Source organism: Streptomyces sp. CNP082, assembly GCF_059570535.1.
Genome location: NZ_JCANSZ010000001.1, coordinates 198,013 through 222,027 on the forward strand (window position 1 = coordinate 198,013; position 24,015 = coordinate 222,027).

The following is a 24,015-nucleotide window of genomic DNA, read 5'->3' on the forward strand; positions in this document are numbered from 1 at the left end:
GCCGGGCGGCGCGCCTGGCCACCGGCCCCGACGGGACCGCCGGGGCGACGGCCCCCGTCCGGAAGCCCCGGCAGACCGCCGGGGGTGCGCCTCCCGGGCACCCCCGGCGAGAGGCCGGCTCGCCCTTCGCCGTACGCGCACCGCACAGCCCCCGTCGTCTGGTACGGGCCCGGGTGTCAGACCTCCTTCGTAGGGTGGCCGCATGGCGATCACCACAGCGCAGCGCCGCGCCCGGCTCGCGCACCGGCATCTGCTCGTCGATGCTGCCCGCGCCGCGCGGCCCGAGGAGGTGGCGGAGGCGCTCGTGGGGCTGCACGCGACCGACTCGCCGACCGTCGCGCTGTCCGCCCGCGCCCGGCTGCGCGAACCGTCGCTCGCCGCGCTGGACCGCGCGCTGTATGAGAAGGGGTCGCTGCAGCGGATGCACGCGATGCGGCGCACGCTGTGGGTGGTGCCCACGGACCTCGTGCCCGTGTTCCGCTTCGCCGTCGCCGAGACCGTCGCCGCGCGCGAGCGCGCGCTGCTGCTGAAGCAGCTCGCCACCGCCGGGCCGCACTACGACGACGCCTGGCTGACCGCCGCGCAGGACCGGGCGCTGGCCGCCCTCGCGGAGCTGGGTGAGGCCAGCGCCGCCGAGGTCACGGCGGCCGTGCCGGAGCTGGCCCTGAGGTACACGCTGCATCCGGGGAAGCCGTACGAGTCCCGCCCCCGGGCCGGCAGCGGGGTCCTGCGGGTGCTGGGCATGGAGGGCCGGATCCGGCGCACCCGGCCGCTCGGCGGCTGGACGTCGGGGCAGTTCCGCTTCGCGGTGGCGCCGCCGGGGGCGCCGATGGCTCCGGCGCGGGCACGCGCAGAGCTGGTGCGGCGCTGGCTGGCGGCGTTCGGGCCCGGGACGCTCGCGGACGTCAGGTGGTGGACGGGGCTGCCGCTGGGCCAGGTCCGGGCCGCGCTGTCGGAGATCGCGGCGGCGGAGGTGGCGCTCGACGAGGGCGTCGGATACGTACTGCCGGGTGATCCCGGCGAGGATCCCGACCCCGGCCCGTGGGCGGCGCTGCTGCCCGGCCTGGATCCGGCCACGATGGGCTGGCGCGACCGCGGCTGGTACACGGACCCGGACCACCGCACGATGCTCTTCGACAGCGCCGGGAACGCCGGGCCCACGGTCTGGTGGCGCGGCGAGATCGTCGGCGCCTGGGCGCAGCGCCGCGACGGCGCCGTCGTGTACCGGCTGCTCGCCGACCGCGGCGAGGAGGCCCGCCGCGCCGTCGCGGCGGAGGCGGAGCGGCTGGAGGGCTGGCTCGCGGCGCAGGGGCTCGTGGTCAGCTTCCCGGCGCCGCTGGCCAAGGAGCTGACCGGCTGATACGCCGCTGCACGCACCCCGTTCACCCGGCTGCTGACAGACAAAGGGACAGCGATGTCCGTTTTGTTGGCTAATGCTCCTTTCCGCGTGTGACGTCTCCCATATGGGCTGCATCACATACGAAGCGGCGTCGTATCTCGCCTCCGGCACGGGGACGCCCGGCACCTCAGCCAAGGGGCGGCCCCGGCGGCTTGCCGCACTACGGGCGGTAGTAACTGGGCTGCGTGCATTCCAGGTTTATGTCCGTTAAAACTTCCCGAGTCGCCCGGTACCGCCGATGCGGGCGGTCGTCCCCACGTACGGCACACGAAAGAGACCCCTCACATGTCTGCTCCCGCTCCTCAGCGCCCCGTCCTCTCCCGCCGCCGACGCCTGCTGGCCGCAGGCGGCTGCGCCGTCGCGGCCGCAGCCCTCAGCGTCACGGTGGCGCCGCAGGCCAGCGCCGCGCCCCAGAGCGCCGCGCCCGCCGCCCCCGCTGCCGCCCCCGCCGCCGCGCCCGCCGCTGCCCCCGACCTCCCGTACGCCACGGTCGGCACGACCCTGGACGAGTGGATCAACGAGGCGCTCGTCGTCATGGACCACCACGACATACCCGGCACGTACGACGGGATCCACCGCAACATCCTGCGGGAGTCCAGCGGCAACCCGCACGCCATCAACAACTGGGACATCAACGCCGCCATGGGCATCCCCTCCCAGGGCCTGCTTCAGGTGATCCCGCCCACGTTCGACGCCTACCACGTGAAGGGCACCTCCACCTCCATCACCGACCCGGTCGCCAACATCGTTGCCGCGTGCAACTACGCCGCCGACCGCTACGGCACGATCGACAACGTCTTCAGCGCCTACTGAGCCCACGCGGCTGCCCAGCACGCATGTGATCTCCGGGACCCCGCCGTCCGGCACTCTCTCCCCCCGCCGGACGACGGGGTCCCGGCTTGCCGTGCGCCCGTCACACCCATCGCCGGAATTCACCCTTCCGGTAGCCTGCCCCGCCCGTGCGGGGGTTCCGCCCCAGGTCAGATGCGCCGGCCGGGCCGCCGCCGCACCCTCGCGTGGCGGCATCCACCCCTCCGGATGGCTTAGCGTTGGCCCGTGCACAACCGGGAACCGACGCAGGTGATGCGCTGCTGGACGATGGCGGCTGCCGTGGCCGCCGTGGTCTCCGGCGCCGTCGGCGCCTGGGCGTACGCCGGGACCGGCGCCGCCACCGCCGAGCTGCTGCGCGACCTCGCCGTCGGCTGGGCCTACGCGGGCGCGGGGCTGGCCGCCTGGTGGCGGCGCCCCGCCAACGCGACCGGGCCGCTGATGACCGCCGTGGGCATCAGCTGGTTCCTCGGCAATCTGCAGGGCACCACCGTCCCGGCGCTCTTCGCCGTCGGCTCCTGGTGGGAGGGCCTGAACGTGGCCGTCCTCGCCCACCTCGTCCTGGCCTACCCCGACGGCCGCACCCACTCGCCCGCCGCCCGCCGCATAGTCCTCACCGGCTACGGCCTGGTGGCCACCGGCGGTCTGCTGCGCACCCTGGCCTTCGACCCGGCGGCCCACCCCGGCGGCTCGTACCTCGCCTGCCGCGACTGCGGCCCCAACCCCCTCTTCACCCCCGCGCTCGGCGACCTCTTCCCCACGTTCGACGCCGGCTACCGCGCCCTCGGCTGGGTCGTCTCGGTCGCCGTGGTGGCGGCGGTCGTGCGGCGCTGGCGGCGCGCCTCCCCGGCCCGCCGCCGCGCGCTGCTGCCCGCCTGGCTCGCCGTCCTCGTCGCCACGTCCTTCCTGCTGTGGGACGTGCTCGTGGTGCTCGTCCCCGCGGGCCAGCCGGTCGAGGGCGCCGTGGGCGTGCTCTCCGACGTCTCGCAGACCGCAGTGCCCCTCGCCTTCCTCGTCGGACTGCTGCGCATGCGGCTGCAGCGCGCGGAGGTCGGCGGCCTGGTGATGGAGGTCGGCGGCGACCCCGACCCCGGGCGGCTGCGCGAGGCGCTGGTGCCGGTGCTCGGCGACCCGGGGCTGCGGCTGGGCGTCTGGCGGCCCGAGGCCGGCGCGTACGTGGACGCAGCGGGCGAGCCGGTCGTGGAGGCGGCGGCGGGCAGCACCCGGATCGACGCGGCCGGCGGCGCCCCGCTGGCGCTGCTGCGCCACGACCCGGCGGTGGCGGAGGACGAGGAGCTGCTGCGCTCGGCGGTCGCGGCGCTGCGCCTCGCGCTGGAGAACGTGTGGCTGCAGGCCGAGGCGCGGGCGGCGGGCGCCCGCGTGGTGCAGGCGGCCGACAGCGAGCGCCGGCGGCTGGAGCGGGACCTGCACGACGGGGCGCAGGCCAGGCTCGTGTTCGCGCTGATGACGCTGCGCCGGGTGGAGAAGGGCCTGGCGGACCACCCCGACGAGGAGCTGCGCCGGTCGGTCGGCGAGGTGGAGCGCAGCCTGCGGCTTGCGGTCGAGGAGCTGCGCGGCCTCGCGCACGGCATCCACCCGGCGGTGCTGACCCGCGAAGGACTGGCGTCCGCGCTGCGGGAACTGGCCGGGCGGGCGGAGCTGCCGGTGGTGGTGGCCGCAGAGGACCGGCGCTTCGCGCCGCACGTCGAGGCCACCGCGTACTTCACGGTCAGCGAAACACTGGCGAACTCCGCCAAGCACGCCCGCGCCCGGGCCGTCAGCGTCAGCGCACGCCACCGCGACGGCCGGCTGGTCGTCGAGGCCGTGGACGACGGCATCGGCGGCGCCCGGCACGACCACCTCGGCGGCGGGCTGCGCGGGCTGGCCGACCGGGTCTCGGCGGTGGGCGGGGTGCTCACGGTGCACAGCCCGCCCGGCGGGGGGACGCGGGTGGTCGCGGAGCTGCCGTGCGAGTGATCGTCGCCGAGGACTCCGCCATCCTGCGCGAGGGCATCGTCCGGCTGCTGGGCGACGCGGGCGTCGCGGTCCCCGCGCAGTGCGGCGACGCCGGCCCGCTGCTCGCCCTGGCCGAGCGGCACCGCCCGGACGCCGTGCTGCTCGACATCAGGATGCCGCCGACGCACACCGACGAGGGGCTGCGGGCCGCGGCGGAGATCCGCGCCAGGTACCCGGGCACGGGGGTGCTGCTGCTGTCGCAGTACGTCGAGACCGGCACGGTCGTCCGCGCGCTCACCGAGGATCCGCGCGGCTTCGGCTATCTGCTGAAGGAGCGGGTCGCCGACGCGGACGAGCTGGCCGGCGCGCTGCACCGGGTGGCCGCCGGCGAGAGCGTCGTGGACCCGCGGGTGGTCACGCACCTCATGCGCTCCCCGCGCGCGGCGGAGCCGCTGGCCGGGCTGACGGCGCGGGAGCGGGACGTACTGGCGCTGATGGCGGAGGGTCGGTCCAACGAGGCCATCGCGCACGACCTGGTGATCGGCGGCAAGACCGTCGAGACGCACGTACGGAACATCTTCGCCAAGCTCGGCCTGGAGTCGGACGTCTCGGGGCACCGGCGGGTGCTCGCCGTGCTCACGTACCTGCGCGGCTGAACGCCCCCGCCGGGGCGTGCCGCACCCCCGCGGCGGCATCCCGGACCGGCGGGGGCGTCCCTGACCGGCGGGGCAGCCGGTCGCGCGCCGGAGCGCCGCGCCCGGACCGCGATACCGGCCGCCGCTCCGCGGCGATCCCCCACGCGCGCCCCCGTCGTCCCCCGCGCATCCACGCGCCCGCCGCGAAGCGGAGCCGGTGCGCACCACCGTAGCCGCGCGGTGAACGGCGCACCTCAGGGCTGGCCCTGAACTTCCCCCTCCGCAACGCCCCGGCCCCGCGCGGCCCGCCGCGGAACCGGGTCGTCCGCGCCTCCCGGACCGCGGAGCCGACTCCCCCGCCGGATACGGCAGGATGACGGACACGCCGGATCGCACACGCGTCCGGACGTACCCCGCTCCCGAACGAAGACAGGTACCAAGGTGAACCGAGCCCTCACTCTGCACGATCTGGTCGTCGCCGGCTCCGCGGTACTCGGCGGCATCGGGGCCGGCCTGCTGCTGCGCGTGCTGCTGGGCTGGCTGGGCAGGGGCGCGACACGGACGAGCTGGGCCGGCGACGACATCCTCGTCGGCGCGCTGCGCACGATGGCCCCCTGGGGCGCGCTGGCCGGCGGCGTCTCGATCGCCGCCGCCTCGCTGCCGCTGAAGCGCCCGGTCGAGCACACGGTGGAACAGATCGTCGTCGCCGTGCTCATCCTGACGGTCACCGTCGCCGCGGCCCGGGTGGTCGCGCAGCTCATGGGGGTCCGCTCGCAGGGCGTGGGCTCGGCCACGATCCTGGTCAACATCACGCGCATCGCGGTGCTGGCCATCGGGCTGCTGATCCTGCTGGAGACCCTGGGCATCTCGATCGCCCCGCTGCTCACCGCGCTCGGCGTCGGCGGCCTCGCGGTCGCGCTGGCGCTGCAGGACACGCTCGCCAACCTCTTCGCCGGGGTGCACATCCTGGCCTCCAAGACGGTGCAGGTCGGGGACTACATCCGGCTCAGCAGCGCGGAGGAGGGCTACGTCACGGACATCAACTGGCGCAACACCGTGATCCGCACCCAGTCGGACAACCTCGTCGTCATCCCCAACGACAAGCTCGCCAGCACCATCATGACGAACTACCACCGCCCGGAGCAGGAGCTGTCCATCGTCGTGCAGGCGGGTGTGGCGCTCTCCAGCGACCTCGACCTCGTCGAGCGGGTGACGGTGGAGGTGGCGCAGGAAGTCATGGCGGCGGTGGAGGGCGGTGTGCCGGAGTACGAACCGGTGGTCCGCTTCCACACCTTCGGCGACTCGCGGGCCGGGTTCTCCGTGGTGCTGCGCGCCATCGAGTTCAGCGACCAGTTCCGGATCAAGCACGAGTTCATCAAGCGGCTGCAACTGCGCTACCGGCAGGAGGGCATCGAGATCGCCCACCCCGTGCGCAACGTCGTCCTGCACCACCAGGACAGCCCGATGCTGCTGCCGCGGCAGCGCACGGAGTCGGACGTGCCCGCCGGCGGCACCTCCCAGGGCTGAACCCGCGGCGCCCCTCCCCCCTGTCCGTCCCGTCAGTCCCCTCCGTCCCCGTGGTCATGCGGCCTCGCGGCCCCGCCAGGCGATCCCTCCCCGCCAGGCGGGGCCGAACCGTCCGCGACCATGCCCGAGTTTGCTCTTTCCAAAGACAAAGTGGCCCTAATTCTGGTCGTAGGCATTGGCGTTGCGTTGAAAGAGGTCTAATCTCCAACCGGTCGCCGTCACATGTCGAAGCGTTGAACGGCGAGGGGGACGTAAAGCCGCGCACGAGCCGCAGCGCGCGGGCCGATCAAGGACGGCGCGAACGGGCCGACCACCCAGGAGCGTGTCCAGCCGCCTTGTCGTCCGAGCCCCTGGGAGGGGACATGCTACGAAGACTGGCCCTGTTCGCCGCCGGCGCGGTCAGCGCCGCGTTGCTGGTCGCGCCGGGCGCGACCGCGGCGGCGCCGGACGCCGCCGGCCAGCCGCCACCGGATTCCGCCTTCGAGAAGATCACCCTCAACGACCGCCCGGGCGAGCCGCTCGACCTCGCCGTCCTGCCCGACGAACGGGTCCTGCACGTCACCCGCGCCGGCAAGGTGTGGCTCAACGACCCGGACGGCGGCACGAACAAGCTGGCCGCAGAACTCGATGTGTACCAGCACGACGAGGAGGGCCTGCAGAACGTCGCCATCGACCCGGACTTCCGCACCAACAAGTGGGTCTACCTCTACTACTCGCCGCCGCTGGACACACCGGTCGACGACCCGGTCACCCCCGTCAACGAGGGCGACGCGCCCTTCGAGGGCACGCAGGCGGACTGGGACCGCTACAAGGGCCACCTGCAGCTGTCCCGCTACAAGCTCAAGGGCGACACCCTCGACCTCGCCACCGAGCAGAAGATCCTCCAGGTCCCGGTCGACCGCGGCATATGCTGCCACGTCGGCGGCGACATCGCCTTCGACTCCCGGGGCAACCTCTATCTGACCACCGGAGACGACACCAACCCGTTCAGTTCCGACGGCTACGCGCCGATCGACGAACGCAACGTGCGCAACCCGGCCTTCGACGCCCAGCGCACCTCCGCCAACACCGACGACCTGCGCGGCAAGGTGCTGCGCATCACGGTCCGCGGCGACGGCTCGTACTCCATACCCAGGGGCAACCTCTTCCGGCCCGGCACCGAGAAGACGCGGCCCGAGATCTACGCCATGGGACTGCGCAACCCGTTCCGGATGGAGATCGACCCGCGGACCGACGACGTCTACGTCGCCGACTACTCCCCCGACGCCCGCCAGGCCAGCGACACCCGCGGCCCGGCCGGGCACGGCAAGTGGCTCGTGCTCGACGAGCCCGGCAACTACGGCTGGCCCTACTGCGCCACCGCCGAGCTGCCCTACATCGACTACGACTTCGCCACCGGCGCCTCCGGCGCGGCGTTCGACTGCGCCAACCCGGTGAACACCTCGCCGCACAACACCGGCCGCACCGAGCTGCCCGCCGTGGAGCAGCCGGAGGTCTGGTACTCCTACGGCCAGTCCGCTGAGTTCCCGGGCCTGGGAACCGGCGGCATCGCCCCGATGGCCGGCCCGGCGTACGAGTACGACGGGCTGACCACGCTGCGGAACCCCGACGTGGCCTGGCCGCAGTACTACGACGGGACGCCGCTGTTCGCCGAGTGGTCCCGCGACTACATCCGGGAGTTCAGGCTCGACCGCTCCGGCGCCGTGTCGGCGGTCAACCCGGTCGCCCAGGGGGTCGCCACGCCCCCCGTCGACAACCCCATGGACCTGGAGTTCGGCCCGGACGGCGCCCTCTACGTCCTGGAGTACGGCGACGGCTACTTCTCGGAGAACGCGGACGCGCAGCTCTCCCGCATCGACTACATCGGCCGCACCGGCAACCACGCGCCGAAGCCCGAGCTGGCCGCCGCGCCGGTCAAGGGCCTCGCGCCGTTGACCGTCGAGTTCTCCAGCGAGGGCACCGCCGATCCCGACGGCGACCGGGTGCGCTACGCGTGGGACTTCGACAGCGACGGCCGCACCGACTCCACGGAACCGAACCCCTCGTACACGTACGAGGAGGACGGCACCTTCAAGGCGGCCCTGGAAGTCACCGACGCACGCGGCCGGGCGGCCTACAAGGACGTCGACATCACCGTCGGCGACCAGGCCCCGGTCGTGACGCTCGTCAAGCCCGTCGACGACCAGGAGTTCCACTTCGGCGACGCGGTGGAGTTCGAGGTCGCGGTGGCCGACGAGGCCGAGGTGGACTGCACGAAGGTCGTCGTCCACTACATCGTGGGCCACGACGCGCACGGGCACTCGCAGAGCACCACCGCGGGCTGCGCCGGCACCATCCAGACCCAGCCCATCGACGGCCACGACCCCTCCGAGGGCAACGTCACCGGCGTGTTCGTCGCCGAGTACACCGACCCGAGCGGGCACATCGGCAGCGACCAGGCCGTCATGAAGATCGTCGGCTGACCCGCCGGCACGGCGTGGGGTGGCGTGCCTGAGGTACGCCACCCCGCGGCTCCACCCCGTCCACACCGACTTCGCAGGAGAGACGACATGAGCAAGCCCAGCCTGCACCGCCGTGGATTCCTCCGGGCCGCCGCCGGCACGGCGGCCGGCACCGCCGCCGTCGCCGCGGGCGCCGGGGCCCTCGCCGCCCCCGCCGCCGCCCGCGGGCACGGCCACGGCGGCCTGATCCCCCGGGGCCGTATCGGCCTCCAGCTCTACAGCGTCCGCGACCAGATCCAGCAGCGCGGCTTCACCCCCGTGCTGACGGAGCTGGCCGCGATCGGCTACAAGTACATCGAGTTCGCGGGCTACACCTCGCCGGCCGAGCCGGACATGACCGTCGCGAAGCTGCGTACGCTGCTCGACGGACTCGGCCTGCGCGCCGGCGGCGCCCACATCGGGCTCGACGCGCTCCTCAACGCGGAGACCCGCGAGCGGGAGTTCGAGAACGCCGTCGCCCTCGGCATGGACTACGTCGGCACCGCCAGCGACTTCCCCGGCAGCACGGCGGCGGAGATCCAGGCCGGCGCCGACCGCTTCAACGAGTCCGGCGAGGTGGCCCGCAGCTATGGTCTGAAGATCTACCAGCACAACCACACCAACGAGTTCGGCCCGGTCTCCGACCGGCCGGGCGTGCGCCGCCACGACCTGTTCCTCAGCGGCACCGACCCGCGGTACGTCTTCCTGGAGCTGGACATCCTCTGGGCGCACGGCGCCTCGCTGCGCTTCCGCGACATCCTCGGCGAGTTCGACCCGCTGGACTACGTCAACGCCGCCCCGCGGCGCTACATCGCCTTCCACGTCAAGGACGGCGTGCGGGACCCGGCGCTGACGAACCAGTACCGCGACGTCGTCTTCGGCCAGGGCGAGCTGGACTTCCGCCGCTTCTTCAGCGGACTGGAGGCGCCGGCGCTGCCGCTGTACTTCTGGGAGCAGGACCGTGCACCGCTGGAGCCGCAGGGCTCGATCTGGGCGGCCGGGGAGAGCTACGAGGCGATGGTGGCGCTGCGCGCCGAGGACTGCTGAGCCCCGTCACCACACGCACGAAGGCACCGTTCGCGGGACCCGCGCCGCCGCCGGTGGCGGCGGCGCGGCCCGCGACGTGCCGTACCCGCGGCGGGCCGGCCGCGGGCACCTCCCCCGCAACCAAACGAGGAGGTGCCCGCCGACCGGTCCGCCACGGGTGCTTCAGGCGGCGTCCCGGTCCGCGGCCACCCGGGCGACGTCGCAGGACCAGGCGGGCGCGACGCCGGTCCGCCGGCAGACCAGCAGGTACAGCGGGATCGGGGGCGTGTACACCACCCCGTCCGCGGGCCGGTGCACCAGCCGGGGTACGGCCGCCGCGCTGCCGGGACCGGCCGCCGGGCCGGAGACCGCCGCGTCCGGGGCGTAGACCGCGGCGTCCCGGGCGTAGACCGCGGCGTCCGGGGCGTAGACGACGCCCTGCGGCCACTGCAGGCCGACGTCGGAGCCGGCCGGCACGATCCACCACCACCGGCTGCCGTCGGCGAAGACGCAGCCGACGCGGGGCAGCCGGGCCATCACGTCGTACCCGATCCGCTCGGGGACGCCCACCGCGTCACAGCCGAGGGCCGCGGTGCCCGCGCCCGGCACGGCCAGCCGGAGCCGGCTGCCGGGCTCGACGCGCATCATCCGCCCGTCCGCTCGCCGGCCGCCGGGCCGGCCCCCGTACCGGCGCCCGGGGCGTGCGGCGCGGCGGTCCCCCGGGCCGCCGACGCCTCCCGCAACAGCTCCGCCCAGACCACCAGACCCGGGCCGGGCCGCGCGTCATACGCCCCCCAACTGCTGCTCACCGCGGTGACGAGCAGGAGCCCCCGGCCCTGCTCGTCCGCGGGCGATCGCTGCACCCGCAGCCTTCCCGGCTCGACACCCTGGTCGGTGACGGCCAGCCGCAGGCGGTCGGCGCTGCAGCGCAGCTCGCACCCTATGCGCCGGCTTCCCGTATGCAGCAGCGCGTTGGTCACCAGCTCCGAGAGAACGAGGGTGGCGCTGTCGCCCACGTCGCCCTCCACCCCCCAGCGGTGCAACTGCTCGCGGGCCAGCCGGCGGGCGACGGTGACGGCGTCCGCCCGGCCTGGCACCTCGAAACCGCACCGCGCCGCGTCGTCGCCCGGACGCGAACCCGGCAAGCCGGGGTCCCGTGTCACGACCCCCGGACATTGCGGATGTGTGGACTGGCTCACGTCCCAGACTATGGCCCCGCCGCGGCCACTTGGCAACCCTCACTGTGAATTTTTCAGAGTTACCGCTGCACTGTGTCCGTCAAGCTCTGGGCGTGGCACACTGCTTGGGACAGTCCGACAGGGAGGTATGGCGTGAGCGAACCGCGGTCGGCGCCGACCGTGGGGCAGGTGGTGCTCGGCAAGCGGCTCCAGGAGTTGCGCGAGCGCGCCGGGCTCAAGCGCGAGGAGGCCGCCAGGACCCTGCGCGTCGCCCCCGCCACCGTGCGCCGGATGGAGACCGCCGAGGTCGCGCTCAAGGTCCCGTACGTGCAGGTGCTGCTCCAGGCGTACGGCATCGACAAGGAAGAGGTCGACGCCTTCGTCACGCTGACCGAGGAGGCCAACGAGCCCGGTTGGTGGCAGCGCTTCCACGACATCCTGCCCGACTGGTTCAGCATGTACGTGAGCCTGGAGGGCGCGGCGTCGCTCATCAGGTCGTACGAGCCGCACTTCGTGCCCGGTCTGCTGCAGACCGAGGACTACGCGCGCCACGTGCTGACGGTCGGCTCCCTCGGCCGCGTCGGGCCCGCCGAGATAGACCGGCACGTCGCGCTGCGCATGGAGCGCCAGGAACTGCTCACCCGCGAGGACGCGCCGCGGTTCTGGGCGGTCGTTGACGAAACGGTCCTGCGCCGCCCGGTGGGCGACGCGGCGGTGATGCGCGCGCAGGTCGACCGGCTCCTCGACCTGTCCTCACTGGCCAACGTCACGCTCCAGATGGCGGAGTTCCGCGCGGGGCACCACCCGGGCACGTACAGCCCCTTCGTCCTCTTCCGGTTCGCCGTGCCCGAGCTGCCGGACATGATCTACACCGAGTACCTCACCGGCGCCGTCTACCTCGACGGCCGGCACGAGGTGGCCACACACCTCGCCGCCCTGGACCATATGGCGGCCCAGGCGGCGACGGCGAAACGCACGAAGGAAATCCTCCGGGACTTCCGCAAGGAGCTGTGAATGGAACGCATTTACAACGGCATGCCGGCCGCGGACCTCGGGACCGAGGGCTGGCACAAGCCGTGGAGCGGCGGCAACGGCGGCAACTGCGTCGAGGCCATGAAGCTGCGGGACGGCCGTATAGCGGTGCGGCACTCGGCCCACCCGGACGGTCCCGCCCTCATCTACACCCCCGGTGAGATGGACGCGTTCATCGAGGGCGCCAAGGCCGGCGACGCGGACTTCCTGCTCTCGCGGAGCCCGGCGTGACCGCGCCCGGCGCCGTGCCCGCGCACCTGCGGCGCCACCCGGTCCACTCGCCGTCCGAACCGGACGGCGAGCCCATCCCGGCGAACGGGGGTGCGGCCCGCATGCGCTGACGTGGGCCGCCGGCCGGGAAGCACAGTGAGGGAGGGGACACCCCGGGGGGGTCCCCTCCCTCGGCGTTGGCGGGGGTACGGGCGCGCAACGCCGCCCCGCACCACGCCGGGGCACAGGACAGCACCGCCCAGCCCTCCACATGAAATTCCAAAAATCATGAACCGCGGGTGTCCGGACGGCTGCCTACCGCGACGTAGAGGCGTACGGTATGCCCCCGATGGACCGCAGCAGCCACTCGGGGAGGCCCGCGATGAGCCCATCACCACACCCGTCCCCCCGCGTTGCCCGGGCCGCCGTCCCGCGGGCGGTCCGCGTCGGAGTGCTGCTGCCCGGGATGCCGGAGGAACCCGGCGTCTGGCTCGCCCAGTGCGCGGCCTACGACTCCGCGGGCGCCGACGCGCTGTGGCTGGACGGCGGGCCCGACCCGGCGCACGACGTGCTGGCGCTCGCCGCCGCCCTGGCCGCCGCCACCAGCCGGGCCACGCTCGTCGTCGCCCTGCCCGACAACGTCCCGCAGGCCGCCCTGCTGGCCCGGGCGCTGGCCACCGTCGTGCTGCTCAGCGACGGCCGGCTCGCGCTCGCCGCCGACTCCCGGCGGTGCGCGGAACTCGTCGCCGTGGCCCCGGGCGTGCCCGCCTTCCGCCGGCTCNCGCCCGCCGGTCCCGGCTACGAGGAGCCGGGCGCCGGGCGCTGGACCCCGGTGGCGGCGCCGGCCGGCCCGGACGCCTGGCGGGCCGCGCTCGCCGGCGCCGCGGACCGCGGCGTGCACGGTCTCGTCGTACCGGCCGGAGAGCCGCTGCTGGACGCGCTGCGCCTCGAAGGCAGTGCCGAACGTCACACACGCCCCAGCGGCCCCACGCGTGCGCGCCTCGCCACGGAGCGTCAGACTGCGCCCCGATCCTCGTGATCCTCTTGTGATCTGCCGTTCGATCTCCTAGTGTCCCAGACGTTCGCAGACGCGAGCACCGCGCTCCGGTACGCCGAGTCCTGCCCGTCGGAGCCCGGAACCGTCGTCCCCACAGCCGTTCGGGCAGGAGCGGGGGAACCACTTCTCCGTCGGCAGGAGGCACGGTGGCAACCGCCCACCGGACTCCCCGACTCGGGGTGAAGCCGCACGACGCGGCCGGGCAACTCCAGCCCGAACCCGACAGCTCACCTCGCAGGCGTCGGAGAAAGAGCGAGCCACCATGGCCGGAACCGGCACCCGGCGCGCGCCCAAGTCGCGCTCCACCCGCCGCTACGCCGCCGCCGCGGGAGTGGGCATAGCCCTGCCCGTCGTCGGCGGTCTCGCGGCGACCGCCGCGCACGCCTACACGGTCGAGGAGGGCGACACCCTCTCGGAGATCGCCGAGGACAACGGCTTCGGGCCCGACTGGCAGCGGCTGTACGAGGCCAACAAGTCGGTCGTCGGCGACAACCCCCATCTCATCCTCCCGGGCCAGGAGCTGGACCTGGAGGGCAAGGCCGCGAGCAAGCCCGCCGAGGCCGACCAGACCTCCGCCGGCACCGAGCAGAAGCAGCAGCGCTACGTCGAGCACACGGTCGCCGCGGGCGAGACGCTGGCCGAGATCGCCGACAAGTACGACGTGCCCGGCGGCTGGCAGCGGGTGTACGTCGACAACGAGGAGGCGATCGGCGACAACCCGGCCGCGCTGAAGGTCGGCACCGAGCTGCGCGTCGACACCGAGGGCGGCAAGGTCGACAAGTCCGTCGACCCGGACGGCTCGTCGTCCTCGGGGAGCTCCGGCGGCGCCACCGAGGCGTCGCAGACGAGCGTCCCGACCACCGAGTCCGGCATCCAGGCCGCGGCCCGGGAGATCGTGCCCGCGGACCAGTTCGCCTGCTTCAGCAACATCGTGGAGCGGGAGAGCGGCTGGGACCACACCGCGACCAACCCCACCTCCGGCGCGTACGGCCTGATGCAGGCGCTGCCGGGCGACAAGATGGCCTCGGCCGGCGACGACTGGCGCACCAACCCGGTCACCCAGATCGAGTGGGGCCTGGGCTACATGAACGAGCGCTACGGCAGCCCGTGCGGTGCCTGGGACTTCTGGCAGGCCAACAACTGGTACTGACGCCCGGCCCCGCGGGAGTCCGTCGCCGCCCCGTCGTGCGGATACGTCCGCGCGGCGGGGCGCGCGCGCATGTACGGCCTGCTACGCCCCGGCCGCCTCTCCGTCCGGCGCCGGCCCGGACCCGGGCGCCGCGCTGAGTTCGGCCAGATCGTGCGCCGCCTGCGCGAGCAGCGTACGCATCGCCGCCTCGGCCGCGTCCGCCTCCCCGGCCCGTACCGCGTCCAGCACCTCGCGGTGGCTGGGCACCGGATCCCCGGCGCGGTGCCCGGGGCCGTGCACCAACTGGTCGCGCGCGGCCAGGCCGGTGGCGATGACCAGGTCCATGCGCTCCAGCAGCTCGTTGTGTGAGGAGGCCAGCAGCGCGCGGTGGAACGCGAGGTCCGCCGCGACCGCCGCGTCGGCGGCAGCCGCCCCGTCCCGCGCCCCGGCCATGGCCGCGAGCGCCGCGTCGAGCGCCGACAGGTCCGCGTCGGTACGCCGCACGGCCGCCAGCCGCACCGCCGCCGGCTCGACGATGCCGCGCACCTCGTCCAGGTCCCGCAGCAGCGGGGAGGCGGCCCGCGCGGCGGCACCGTCGCCCTGCTGCCGCCCGGCGGCCTCGAAGCGCCAGCGCAGCACGTCGGCGTCGAGGAGGTGCCAGTCGGAGCGCGGCCGTATGAACGTGCCGCGCTTCTGCCGGGCGTCGACCATGCCCTTGGCTGCCAGCACCTTCAGCGACTCGCGCAGCGCGGTGAGGCTGACGCCCAGTTCGGACTGGAGGGCGGCGAGGTCGAGGGTGGCGCCCTCGGCGATCTCGCCGCTCAGGACGCGGTGCGCAAGCGTCTCCACCGTCTGTCCGTGCACCCCGCGGCGGGCGTAACCCGACATGGCCGCTTGCTCCTTCGCTGTGTCCTGCTCTCCTGATCCCCGCCGGCCCCGCCGGCCCCGCCGGCCCGCCGTCCCGCTCAGGCCGACGACTTTACGACGCTCCAGCCGCCGTCCACGACCAGGCTGCTGCCGGTGATGTAGGACGCCTCTGGCGCGGCGAGGAAGGCGACGGCCGCGGCCACCTCCTCCGGGGCGCCCAGCCGCCCGGCGGCGGTCTGCTCGGCGCTGGCCCGGCGGTCCTCCTCGGGCACGCGGTCCCAGAGCCGGGTGAGCACCGGTCCTGGCAGCACGCTGTTCACCCGCACCGACGGGCCGTACTCGACGGCGAGTTGGCCGGCCAGCGCCAGCAGCCCGCCCTTGGCGGCGGCGTACGCGGGATGGCCGGGGATGCCGTGCCGGGCATGCACGGAGGAGACCAGCACCGCGGCGCCCGGGGTGTCCTGCTGCGCGCGCAGGCCCGGCAGGCAGGCGCGGAAGCCGAGGAACGCGGCCGTCAGCCCGACGTCGAGCTGGCGCTGCCAGGAGGCGGGCGAGGTCTCGTGCGCGGGGGCGACGTCGACGGTGACGGCGTTGGAGACGAGGACGCCGACGGGGCCGAAGTCCCCGGCCGCGGCCAGGATCCGGGCCCAGCCGTCCTCCCCGGCCACGTCCGCGGCGACCGCGGCGGCCGTGCCGGCCGCGGCGGCGATCTCCGCGGCCACGGCGCCGGCCCGGCCGCCGTCGATGTCGGCGACGACCACGGCGGCGCCCTCGGCGGCGAGCCGCCGGGCGACGGCCGCGCCGATGCCGGCCGCGGCGCCGGTGACGACGGCGGTACGGCCTGCGTAGCGACTGGCACAGCGGGCGGTGCCGGGGGCGGGGACGGGCGTCGTACTCGATGTCACGGTGGTTGCTCCTTCACCCGGTGCGTGCCTCCGACAGCACGGTACGGCGCGGGACTTGAGCGGATCCGACGGCCACCACGAGATCACGCATGGGGTATTGACGGATCTGCCGCGGCACTTCTACGTTGCCCACACGTTAATTCGTAAATTATATATTCAGCAAGAGGGGCGGAAGAACCGTGAGGCGCATCCACTTCGGCGGCGACTACAACCCGGAGCACTGGCCGGAGGAGGTCAGGGCCGAGGACATCCGGCTGATGCAGGAGGCCGGGGTCTCCATGGTCACCGCCGGGATCTTCTCCTGGGCGCTGGTCGAACCCCGGCCCGGCGCGTACGACTTCGACTGGTTCGGCCGCGTGCTGGACGACCTGCACGGCGCGGGCATCCGCGTCTGCCTGGCGACCATGACCGCCTCCCCGCCGCCCTGGCTCTCCGAGCGGCACCCGGAGATCCTGCTCGAGGGCCCCGACGGCGTCCGCAGGTGGCCCGGCTCGCGGCAGCACTTCTGCCCCTCCAGCCCGGTCTACCGCGAGCACGCCGTCCGCCTGGTCACCGAGCTGGCCACCCGCTACGGCACCCACCCCGCCCTGGACAGTTGGCACATCGGCAACGAGTACGGCTGCTCCAACCCGCGGTGCTACTGCGACGTCTCCGCCGCCGACTTCCGCCGCTGGCTGCGCGAGCGCTACGGCTCCGTCGAGGCGCTCAACACCGCCTGGGCCACCACCTTCTGGTCGCAGCGCTACGACACCTTCGAGCAGGTCCTCCCGCCGCGCACCACCCCCACCCACCCCAACCCGGCCCAGGAGCTGGACTACGCGCGCTTTTGCGACGACGCCCTGCTCCAGTGCTACCTCGCCGAGAAACAGGCGCTGCGCCGGATCACCCCCGACGTGCCGGTCACCACCAACCACATGCCGCTGCACAAGCCCGTCGACCCGTATGCCTGGGCGGAGCACGAGGACGTCCAGGCGCTGGACTTCTACCAGGACCCGTACGACCCGCAGACCCACCTCACCGCGGGCCTCGCCTTCGACGTGACCCGCTCCGCCGGCGCCGGACGGCCCTGGATGCTGATGGAGCAGGCGCCCAGCGCCGTCAACTGGCGGCGGCGCAACAGCCCCAAGCCCTTCGGCTCGATGCGGCTGTGGAGCTGGCAGGCCGTCGCGCAGGGCGCGGACGCGGTGCTGTACTTCCAGTGGCGGGCGACCCCGGGCGGCGCCGAGAAGTTCCACTCGGCGATGGTGCCCCACGCCGGCACCGACACCCGGATCTTCCGCGAGGTCAGCGCGCTGGGCCGGGAGCTGGGCTCGGTGCCGCAGCTCGCCGGCTCGCGGTCCCGGCCGGAGGTGGCGCTGCTCGCGGACTGGAACAGCTGGTGGGCGCTGGAGCAGGGCTCGCACCCGTCCGCCGACCTCGACTACGCCGAGACGCTGCGCCGGCACTACCAGCCGCTCTTCGAGGCGGGCGTGCCGTGCGACGTGGTGCCGCCGGACCGCGGCCTGTCCGCGTACCGGCTCCTGGTCGTGCCGAACCTGTACCTGATGAGCGCGGAGACGGGGGCCCGGCTGACGGAGTTCGTCCGCGCCGGCGGGCACCTGCTCGTCTCGTACTTCAGCGGCATCTCCGACGACTGCGACCGCGTCCACCCCGGCGGCTACCCGGCGCCGCTGCGCGCGGTGCTGGGCCTGCGCGTGGAGGAGTTCTGGCCGCTGGCCGAGGAGCAGAGCCTGCCGCTGACCGGCGCGCTGACCGGCACCGGCGACCTGTGGTCGGAGTCGATCGACCTCGAAGGCGCCACCGCCGTCGCCGCGTTCGGCGCGGGCGAGCTGGCCGGGCGGCCCGCGGTCACCCGGCACGGCTACGGGGACGGCGTCGCCTGGTACGCCGGCACCCGGCTGACGCCGGCGGCGATGCGCACCCTGGTGGACCGGGTGCGCGCCGCGGCCGGGGTGGCGCCCGTGCTGCCGGGGCTGCCGGCAGGAGTGCAGGCCACCGTGCGCGAGAGCGCGGACGGTGCGGCCGAGCGCTATCTGTTCCTGCTCAACCACGGCGGGAGCGCGGCGACCGTCACCCTGCCCGAGCCGATGCGGGCGCTCGTCGGCGACGGCGCCGACCCCGCGGCCGGCCCCGTCGCCTCGGTCGAGCTGCCCGCCCGAGGCGTCGTCGTCCTGCAGCACTGAGCCGTCCCGCACCCCGGGACACCGCCGAGCAGGACGCACTGACGAGGAGGCACTCGGTCTTGTCACCTGGCAGCAGGCCGCGGACCGGGGGCCCGAACTCACGCAGTACACCATCGGCGGAGCCTTCGTCTCCGTCATCCCCCTGGCCGTCGCGATGCTCGTCCTCCAGCGCTTGTGGCGGTCCGGGCTGACCGAGGGCAGCGTCAAGGAGTGCGCAGTTGAAGATCACCCGCGTCGAGACCTTCGCCGTGCCGCCGCGCTGGCTGTTCTGCCGGATCGAGACGGACGACGGCCTCGTGGGCTGGGGCGAGCCGGTCGTGGAGGGCCGGGCGGCGACCGTCCGCACGGCCGTCCACGAACTCGCCGAGCAGTTCCTCCTCGGCGCCGACCCGCTGCGGATCGAGGACCACTGGCAGCTGATGACCAAGGGCTCCTTCTACCGCGGCGGTCCGGTGCTCTCCTCCGCCGTCGCGGGTCTCGACCAAGCGCTGTGGGACCTCGCGGGCAAGGCGTTCGGCGCGCCCGTGCACCAGTTGCTCGGCGGCCCGGTGCGCGAGCGCGCCCGCGCGTACTGCTGGGTCGGCGGCGACGAGCCCGGCGAGGTGCGCGACCAGGTCACCGCACAGGTGGAGGCGGGCTTCACGGCGGTGAAGATGAACGCCTCCGGGCGGATGGACCGGCTGCCGAACACCGCTCAGCTGCGCCGGGTCGCCGCGCGCGCGGAGGCCGCCCGCGACGCGCTGGGCCCGGAGCGGGACTTCGCCGTCGACTTCCACGGGCGGTTCTCGGCGGCCGGCGCCGTCAGGGCGATGGGGGTGCTGGAGCCGTACGCGCCGATGTTCGTGGAGGAGCCGGTGCTCCCCGAGCACACGCATCTGCTGGAGCGCGTCACCGGTTCGACGTCCTTGCCGGTCGCGACAGGCGAGCGGCTGTTCTCGCGCGGCGAGATGCTGCCGGCGCTGCGGGCGGGCGCCGCGGTGCTGCAGCCGGACCTCTCGCACGCCGGCGGCATCTCAGAGTGCCGGCGGATCGCCTCGCTGGCCGAGACGTTCGACGTGGCGATCGCGCCGCACTGCCCGCTGGGGCCGCTGGCGCTGGCCGCAAGCCTGCAACTCGCGTTCTGCACACCGAACTTCCTCATCCAGGAGCAGTCGATCGGCATCCATTACCACAGCGGGGCGGAGCTGCTCGACTACGTCGCCGAACCGGAGGTCTTCCGCTTCCACGCCGGCCACCTGCTGCGGCCGGCCGGACCAGGGCTTGGCGTGCAGATCGACGAGCGGGCGGTACGGGCCGCGGACGGGACGGCCGGGAACTGGCACAACCCGGTGTGGCGGCACCCGGACGGGTCGTACGCGGAGTGGTGACCGCCGCTCAGCGGCGGGTCGCCGCCGTCACGCCGGCCAGGACGAGCGCGGCGACGACGGCGCCGAAGGCGGTGGTGCCCGCCGTCAGCCCCACGGCGTCGCTGAGGTAGCCCGCGGCGACCGGCAGCGCGCCGGCCAGCAGGTAACCGCCCGAGGTGAGCGCCGCGTTGGCCTCGGCGAGGCGGGCGGAGGGCACCCGCGCGCTGAGCGTGCTCAGCCCGCCCAGCTGCGAGCTGCCCTGGCCCAGGCCGGCGAGCACGGCGGCGGCGAGCAGCAGCGGCACCGACGTGGTGGCGGTGGCCAGCACCAGGGCCGCCATCGAGGCGGTGGTGAGCGCGGCGCCGAGCCGGAAGAGGGTGCGTACGCGCAAGCCGCGGACGGCGAACTGGACGCCGGTGGCCGCCGCGAAGAGCAGGAAGATCATGCCGCCGGCCAGCGCGCGGTTGTCGCTGTCCAGCAGGTCGGCCAGGAGGGACGGGCCGAGGGAGAGCACGAAGCCGGTGGCGGTCATGGCGGGGGCGAAGACGGCCAGGCTGAGCAGCAGGGTGCGGCGGTGCGGGCGGGGCACTGACGGGATGCGCAGGGCCCCGCGGGGCCGGCGCGGCTGCGCGTCCGGGCGGCGCAGCGGCAGCCGCAGCACCACCGGCAGCGCGGTGAGCAGCAGCCCGGCCTGCACCGCGAAGACCAGCACCGTCGGGTGCGGCAGCGCCTCCGACAGCACCCCGGCCAGCAGCGGCCCGAGCGCGGCGCCGCCGACCATGGAGGCGGAGGCGACGAGCCCGCCGAGCTGCTTCTCCCCCGCCGGCGCCAGGTCGGCCACCGCGGCCATGCCGGCCGCGAGGAACGCGCCCACGGCGAGCCCGCTGAGCACCCGGGCCACGCCCAGCACGGCGACCGAGTGCGCGGTGGCGAAGAGCGCGGCGGCGACCAGGGCCAGCGCGAGCCCCGGCAGCAGCACAGGCTTGCGCCCGTAGCGGTCGGCGAGGGTGCCCGCGAAGGTGAGGGCCGCGAGCAGGCCGGCTATGTAACCGGCGTAGATCAGCGTGATGGTGGCGGCGGAGAAGCCGAGCCGGTCCTGCCACAGCACGTAGAGCGGCGCGGGCTCGTTGGAGAGCGCCAGCGCGACGACGACGGGCCAGGCGGCCAGCCACATCCACCGCCGCGAGCCCGGTGGCTGTGACTCGCCGGCCGTCTCGCGGGGGGCGACGGTGCGGTCCGTCCGGCGGGTGTGTGCCGTCATGCGCGCTCCAGGGAGGGGAACCGACACTGTACGAAATCTCTCGTACAGTCACTAGTACGAGTAGATTCGTACAGCATCTCTGCAGTACGATGCAAGTCGTACAAGGAAGGAGCCCGCCGATGCCCCCGACCACCGCCCCCGCATCTCCCGCGGTGGATGCGGCCACCGGCTTCCGCAGCTTCACCGAGCCCGCGGACCTGCCCGCGCCGCTGGCCGAGCCGGCGCGCGCCGAGCTGCGCCTCGAAACGGTGCTGGCCGCGCTGAGCGACCCGCTGCGGCTGCACGTGGTGCGCAAGCTGCTGCTGGAGGCGGAGCGCATCGACCACCCGTGCGGCTGGTTCGGCATCGACCGCCCCAAGTCCTCGCTCACGCACCACTTCCGCACGCTGCGCGAGGCCGGGCTCATCCGCCAGCGGCAGTACGGCCTCTCCCGCGGCAACCAGCTACGGGTGGCGGATCTCGAAGCCCGCTTCCCCGGGCTGCTGGCCCTGGTCGCCGACTGGCGTCCCCCGGCCGGCTGACGGCCCCGAGCGGACGGGCGGGCATTGTGCCATCTCACGCCCCCCGTTCGGTTGAATCCCGCGGACTCGCTCCGCCGCCCGCCCCCGCGCCCCTTACGGTCGTCGGTTGTACGACCGCCGGTTGTACGCCGCCAGCCGGTCACCGACCTCCGGGGGACCACGATGAGGAACCGCAGCGCCGGTGCGCTGCCCGCCGAAGCCACCAGCTTCGTCGGCCGCCGGCAGGAGCTCGCGCTGCTCGACGCCTGCCTGCGGCAGGCCCGCCTGGTCACGCTCACCGGGCCCGGCGGGGTGGGCAAGACCCGCACCGCGGTCCGCGGCGCGCACCTGCTGCGCTGCCGCTTCCCCGACGGCGTCACCCTCGTGCCGCTGTCCGCCCTCGCCGACCCCCGGCTGCTGCCCAACACCGTCGCCGCCGCGCTGGACCTGCCGGAGCAGACCACGCTGGCCACGCAGGAGGCGCTGGCCGCGTACCTGAAGGACAAGACGGCGCTGCTCATCCTCGACACCTGCGAGCACCTGGTCGACGCCTGCGCCGTGCTCGCCGAGGAACTGCTGGGCGCCGCACCGCAGTTGCACGTCGTCGCCACCAGCCGCCAGCCCCTGGACGTCGCCGGCGAGCACATCCTGCCCGTGCCGCCGCTGGCCGTCGCGGACTCCGGGCCCGCGGACGACGCGCTCCGGCTGTTCACCGACCGGGCCGCCGCCGCCGTGCCCGGCTTCACCGTCGATGACGACAACCGCGCCGACGTCCTCGCGCTCTGCCGCCGCCTCGACGGCATCCCGCTCGCCATCGAACTGGCCGTCAGCCGGCTGCGGGTGCTCTCCCCCGAGGAGATGCTGAACCGGCTCGACCACCGCTTCCAGTTGCTCACCGGCGGTCGGCGCACCACCGTGCCGCGGCACCAGACGCTGAGCACCACCATCGGCTGGAGCTACGAGCTGTCCACCGAGCCCGAGCGGCTGCTGTGGTCCCGGCTCGCGGTGTGCGCCGGGGAGTTCAGCCTGGACGTCGCCGAGGCGGTCGGCGCCGAGGGGGCGCTGCCCGTCGAGGGGGTGCTCGACGCGCTGATCGGGCTGGTGGAGAAGTCCGTGGTGCTGCGGGTGGAGTCCGAGGACGGCACCCGCTACCGGATGCTCGACACCATCCGGGAGTTCGGCCTCGAACAGCTCGGCCCCGGCGCGGAGGCGGAGCGCACCCGGCGCCGGCACCGCGACCACTTCCTGCGCCGGGCCCGGCTGTTCGACGCCGAGTGGACCGGCGACCGGCAGGCGGCGCTGCTGCGGCAGATGGTGCGCGACCAGGCGGACGTACGGGTCGCGCTGGAGTTCTGCGTCGCCGACCCCGACGACGCGTCCGCGGGCCTGGAGATGGCCACGCTGCTGTGGGGCTACTGGCTCTGCACCGGGCTGCTCACCGAGGGCCGCTACTGGCTCCGCCGCGCCCTCGACCGCTGCCCCGAGGACCGCGCGGAGCGGGTCAAGGCCCTCTGGCTGACCTGCTGGTTCATGGACATGCAGGGAGAGCGCGGGGACACCTTCGCGCTGCTCGACGAGGCCGAGGCCGTCGCGCTGCGCATCGACGACCGTACGGGCCTCGCCTGGACGCGCACCTTCCGCCACCACTCCCGCTACTTCCGCGGCCGGGCCGAGGGCGTCGCCGACGGGTTCGAGGCGGCCCGGCGGGAGCTGGCCGAGCAGGGCGACGCGACCGCGCTGCTGATGAGCGGCTTCATCGTGGGCTTCTTCCACGTCCTCAACGGCGGTACGGGCGAGGGCATCGCGCTCAGCGAGGACTCGCTCAGGCGCAACGCCGCCACCCCCGCCGAGCTGTGGTCGCGCGGCTGGGCCCTGTGGGTCAAGAGCATCGGCCTGTGGCTGAAGGGCGACCACCTGGAGAGCATCGAGTGCGCCCGGCAGGGCATCCGCGCCAAGGCGGTGCTGCACGATCTGATGGGCGTCGCGCACTTCCTGGAGGGCTTCGCCTGGCGCGCCGCGGAGCTGCGGCACTTCGAGCGGGTGGCCACGCTGCAGGGCGCGGCGGACGCGCTGTGGCGCCGGGCGGTCAAGGAGGCCAGGTTCGGCATCCACGTCCTGCACGATCTGCACGGCAGCGCGGCCGACGCGGCGCGCGAGGCGCTGGGCAACGACGGCTACGACACGGCGTTCCGCGAGGGCGGCCGGCTGCCCACCGACGCCGCCGTGGCGCTGGCCCTCGGCGACGAGGCGGCGTCGGCCGCGCCTGCGGTCCCGGCGCAGCCGCCGGGCGCGGGCGACGGCCTCACACCGCGGCAGCGGCAGGTGGCGGGGCTGGTGGCCAGGGGGCTGACGAACCGGGAGATCGCCGAGAAGCTGGTGATCTCCAAGCGCACCGTGGACGCGCACGTGGAGCACATCCTCGCGAAGTTCGGCTTCACCTCGCGCTCCCAGATCCCGGGCGTGCTGTCCGGCCCGCTGCATCCGGAGGCGGACTGA

19 protein-coding genes, 1 pseudogene and 1 riboswitch are annotated in these 24,015 nt (G+C 74.3%); of the genes and pseudogenes, 15 read left to right on the top strand and 5 right to left on the bottom strand.

The features are described 5' to 3' along the window. Positions 1-202: 202 nt before the first annotated feature. The 7 genes from B124_RS00810 to B124_RS00840 all read left to right on the top strand — a co-directional run bounded on the left by B124_RS00810 (position 203) and on the right by B124_RS00840 (position 9,872). On the top strand, positions 203-1,360 hold the full coding sequence (locus B124_RS00810; RefSeq protein WP_496500623.1) for a winged helix DNA-binding domain-containing protein: 1,158 nt from the start codon (positions 203-205) through the stop codon (positions 1,358-1,360). Between the two features lie 324 nt (positions 1,361-1,684). Beyond that, the gene (locus B124_RS00815) at positions 1,685-2,212 is read left to right on the top strand and encodes a transglycosylase SLT domain-containing protein (protein WP_496500624.1); all 528 of its coding nucleotides are present in this window, start codon (positions 1,685-1,687) and stop codon (positions 2,210-2,212) included. Positions 2,213-2,455: 243 nt separating this feature from the next. Then, on the top strand, positions 2,456-4,204 hold the full coding sequence (locus tag B124_RS00820) for a sensor histidine kinase (protein WP_496500625.1): 1,749 nt from the start codon (positions 2,456-2,458) through the stop codon (positions 4,202-4,204). After that, a complete protein-coding gene (locus B124_RS00825; protein ID WP_496500759.1) occupies positions 4,201-4,839 on the top strand; it encodes a LuxR C-terminal-related transcriptional regulator in 639 nt (212 codons plus the stop codon). Before B124_RS00820 ends, B124_RS00825 begins: the two co-directional genes overlap by 4 nt. Before the next feature lie 420 nt (positions 4,840-5,259). Next, entirely contained in the window at positions 5,260-6,345 is a 1,086-nt protein-coding gene (locus B124_RS00830) for a mechanosensitive ion channel family protein (protein ID WP_496500626.1), read from the top strand. Between the two features lie 362 nt (positions 6,346-6,707). Continuing rightward, the gene (locus tag B124_RS00835) at positions 6,708-8,807 is read left to right on the top strand and encodes a PQQ-dependent sugar dehydrogenase (protein ID WP_496500627.1); all 2,100 of its coding nucleotides are present in this window, start codon (positions 6,708-6,710) and stop codon (positions 8,805-8,807) included. Between the two features lie 87 nt (positions 8,808-8,894). Further along, complete coding sequence (locus B124_RS00840) at positions 8,895-9,872, top strand: sugar phosphate isomerase/epimerase family protein (RefSeq protein WP_496500628.1); 978 nt, start codon at positions 8,895-8,897, stop codon at positions 9,870-9,872. 162 nt (positions 9,873-10,034) lie between these two features. Here B124_RS00840 and B124_RS00845 read toward each other — a convergent pair whose 3' ends face one another. Both B124_RS00845 and B124_RS00850 read right to left on the bottom strand, forming a co-directional pair. Beyond that, positions 10,035-10,499 carry a hypothetical protein gene (locus B124_RS00845; protein WP_496500629.1) on the bottom strand — a complete coding sequence of 155 codons (465 nt, stop codon included), beginning with the start codon at positions 10,497-10,499 and terminating at the stop codon, positions 10,035-10,037. After that, complete coding sequence (locus tag B124_RS00850; RefSeq protein ID WP_496500630.1) at positions 10,496-10,948, bottom strand: ATP-binding protein; 453 nt, start codon at positions 10,946-10,948, stop codon at positions 10,496-10,498. The genes B124_RS00845 and B124_RS00850 overlap by 4 nt, the downstream gene beginning before the upstream one ends. A 234-nt stretch (positions 10,949-11,182) precedes the next feature. Between B124_RS00850 and B124_RS00855 the strand changes: the two genes are divergently transcribed. The 3 genes from B124_RS00855 (at position 11,183) to B124_RS00865 (ending at position 14,478) form a co-directional block, all read left to right on the top strand. Further along, positions 11,183-12,043 carry a Sco1979 family transcriptional regulator gene (locus B124_RS00855; RefSeq protein WP_496500631.1) on the top strand — a complete coding sequence of 287 codons (861 nt, stop codon included), beginning with the start codon at positions 11,183-11,185 and terminating at the stop codon, positions 12,041-12,043. Continuing rightward, entirely contained in the window at positions 12,044-12,292 is a 249-nt protein-coding gene (locus B124_RS00860; RefSeq protein ID WP_496500632.1) for a DUF397 domain-containing protein, read from the top strand. A 1,121-nt stretch (positions 12,293-13,413) separates the two neighbouring features. Continuing rightward, positions 13,414-13,584, top strand: a riboswitch (cyclic di-AMP (ydaO/yuaA leader). A gap of 6 nt (positions 13,585-13,590) precedes the next feature. Then, positions 13,591-14,478: an aggregation-promoting factor C-terminal-like domain-containing protein gene (locus B124_RS00865; protein ID WP_496500633.1), complete on the top strand. Its 888-nt coding sequence runs from the start codon at positions 13,591-13,593 to the stop codon at positions 14,476-14,478. An 81-nt stretch (positions 14,479-14,559) separates the two neighbouring features. Here the strand turns inward: B124_RS00865 and B124_RS00870 are convergent, their stop codons facing one another. Together B124_RS00870 and B124_RS00875 are read right to left on the bottom strand one after the other, a co-directional pair. Next, positions 14,560-15,345: a FadR/GntR family transcriptional regulator gene (locus B124_RS00870; RefSeq protein WP_496500634.1), complete on the bottom strand. Its 786-nt coding sequence runs from the start codon at positions 15,343-15,345 to the stop codon at positions 14,560-14,562. 77 nt (positions 15,346-15,422) lie between these two features. Then, positions 15,423-16,229, bottom strand: a complete 807-nt coding sequence (locus B124_RS00875) for an SDR family NAD(P)-dependent oxidoreductase (protein ID WP_496500635.1) — start codon at positions 16,227-16,229, stop codon at positions 15,423-15,425. 179 nt (positions 16,230-16,408) lie between these two features. Here B124_RS00875 and B124_RS00880 point away from each other — a divergent pair, with 179 nt between their 5' ends. The 3 genes and pseudogenes from B124_RS00880 (at position 16,409) to dgoD (ending at position 19,779) form a co-directional block, all read left to right on the top strand. Continuing rightward, positions 16,409-18,412: a beta-galactosidase gene (locus tag B124_RS00880; RefSeq protein ID WP_496500636.1), complete on the top strand. Its 2,004-nt coding sequence runs from the start codon at positions 16,409-16,411 to the stop codon at positions 18,410-18,412. Between the two features lie 52 nt (positions 18,413-18,464). Next, positions 18,465-18,620: pseudogene (locus B124_RS00885) on the top strand (carbohydrate ABC transporter permease); the annotation flags it as partial. Positions 18,621-18,630: 10 nt separating this feature from the next. Next, complete coding sequence (gene dgoD, locus B124_RS00890) at positions 18,631-19,779, top strand: galactonate dehydratase (protein ID WP_496500637.1); 1,149 nt, start codon at positions 18,631-18,633, stop codon at positions 19,777-19,779. Between the two features lie 7 nt (positions 19,780-19,786). On the opposite strand, the gene B124_RS00895 is transcribed toward dgoD, so the two are convergent. Next, positions 19,787-21,019, bottom strand: a complete 1,233-nt coding sequence (locus tag B124_RS00895) for an MFS transporter (RefSeq protein WP_496500638.1) — start codon at positions 21,017-21,019, stop codon at positions 19,787-19,789. Between the two features lie 119 nt (positions 21,020-21,138). On the opposite strand from B124_RS00895, the gene B124_RS00900 reads away from it, so the two are divergent. Both B124_RS00900 and B124_RS00905 read left to right on the top strand, forming a co-directional pair. After that, the gene (locus B124_RS00900) at positions 21,139-21,540 is read left to right on the top strand and encodes an ArsR family transcriptional regulator (RefSeq protein WP_496500639.1); all 402 of its coding nucleotides are present in this window, start codon (positions 21,139-21,141) and stop codon (positions 21,538-21,540) included. A 162-nt stretch (positions 21,541-21,702) separates the two neighbouring features. Beyond that, complete coding sequence (locus tag B124_RS00905) at positions 21,703-24,015, top strand: ATP-binding protein (RefSeq protein WP_496500640.1); 2,313 nt, start codon at positions 21,703-21,705, stop codon at positions 24,013-24,015.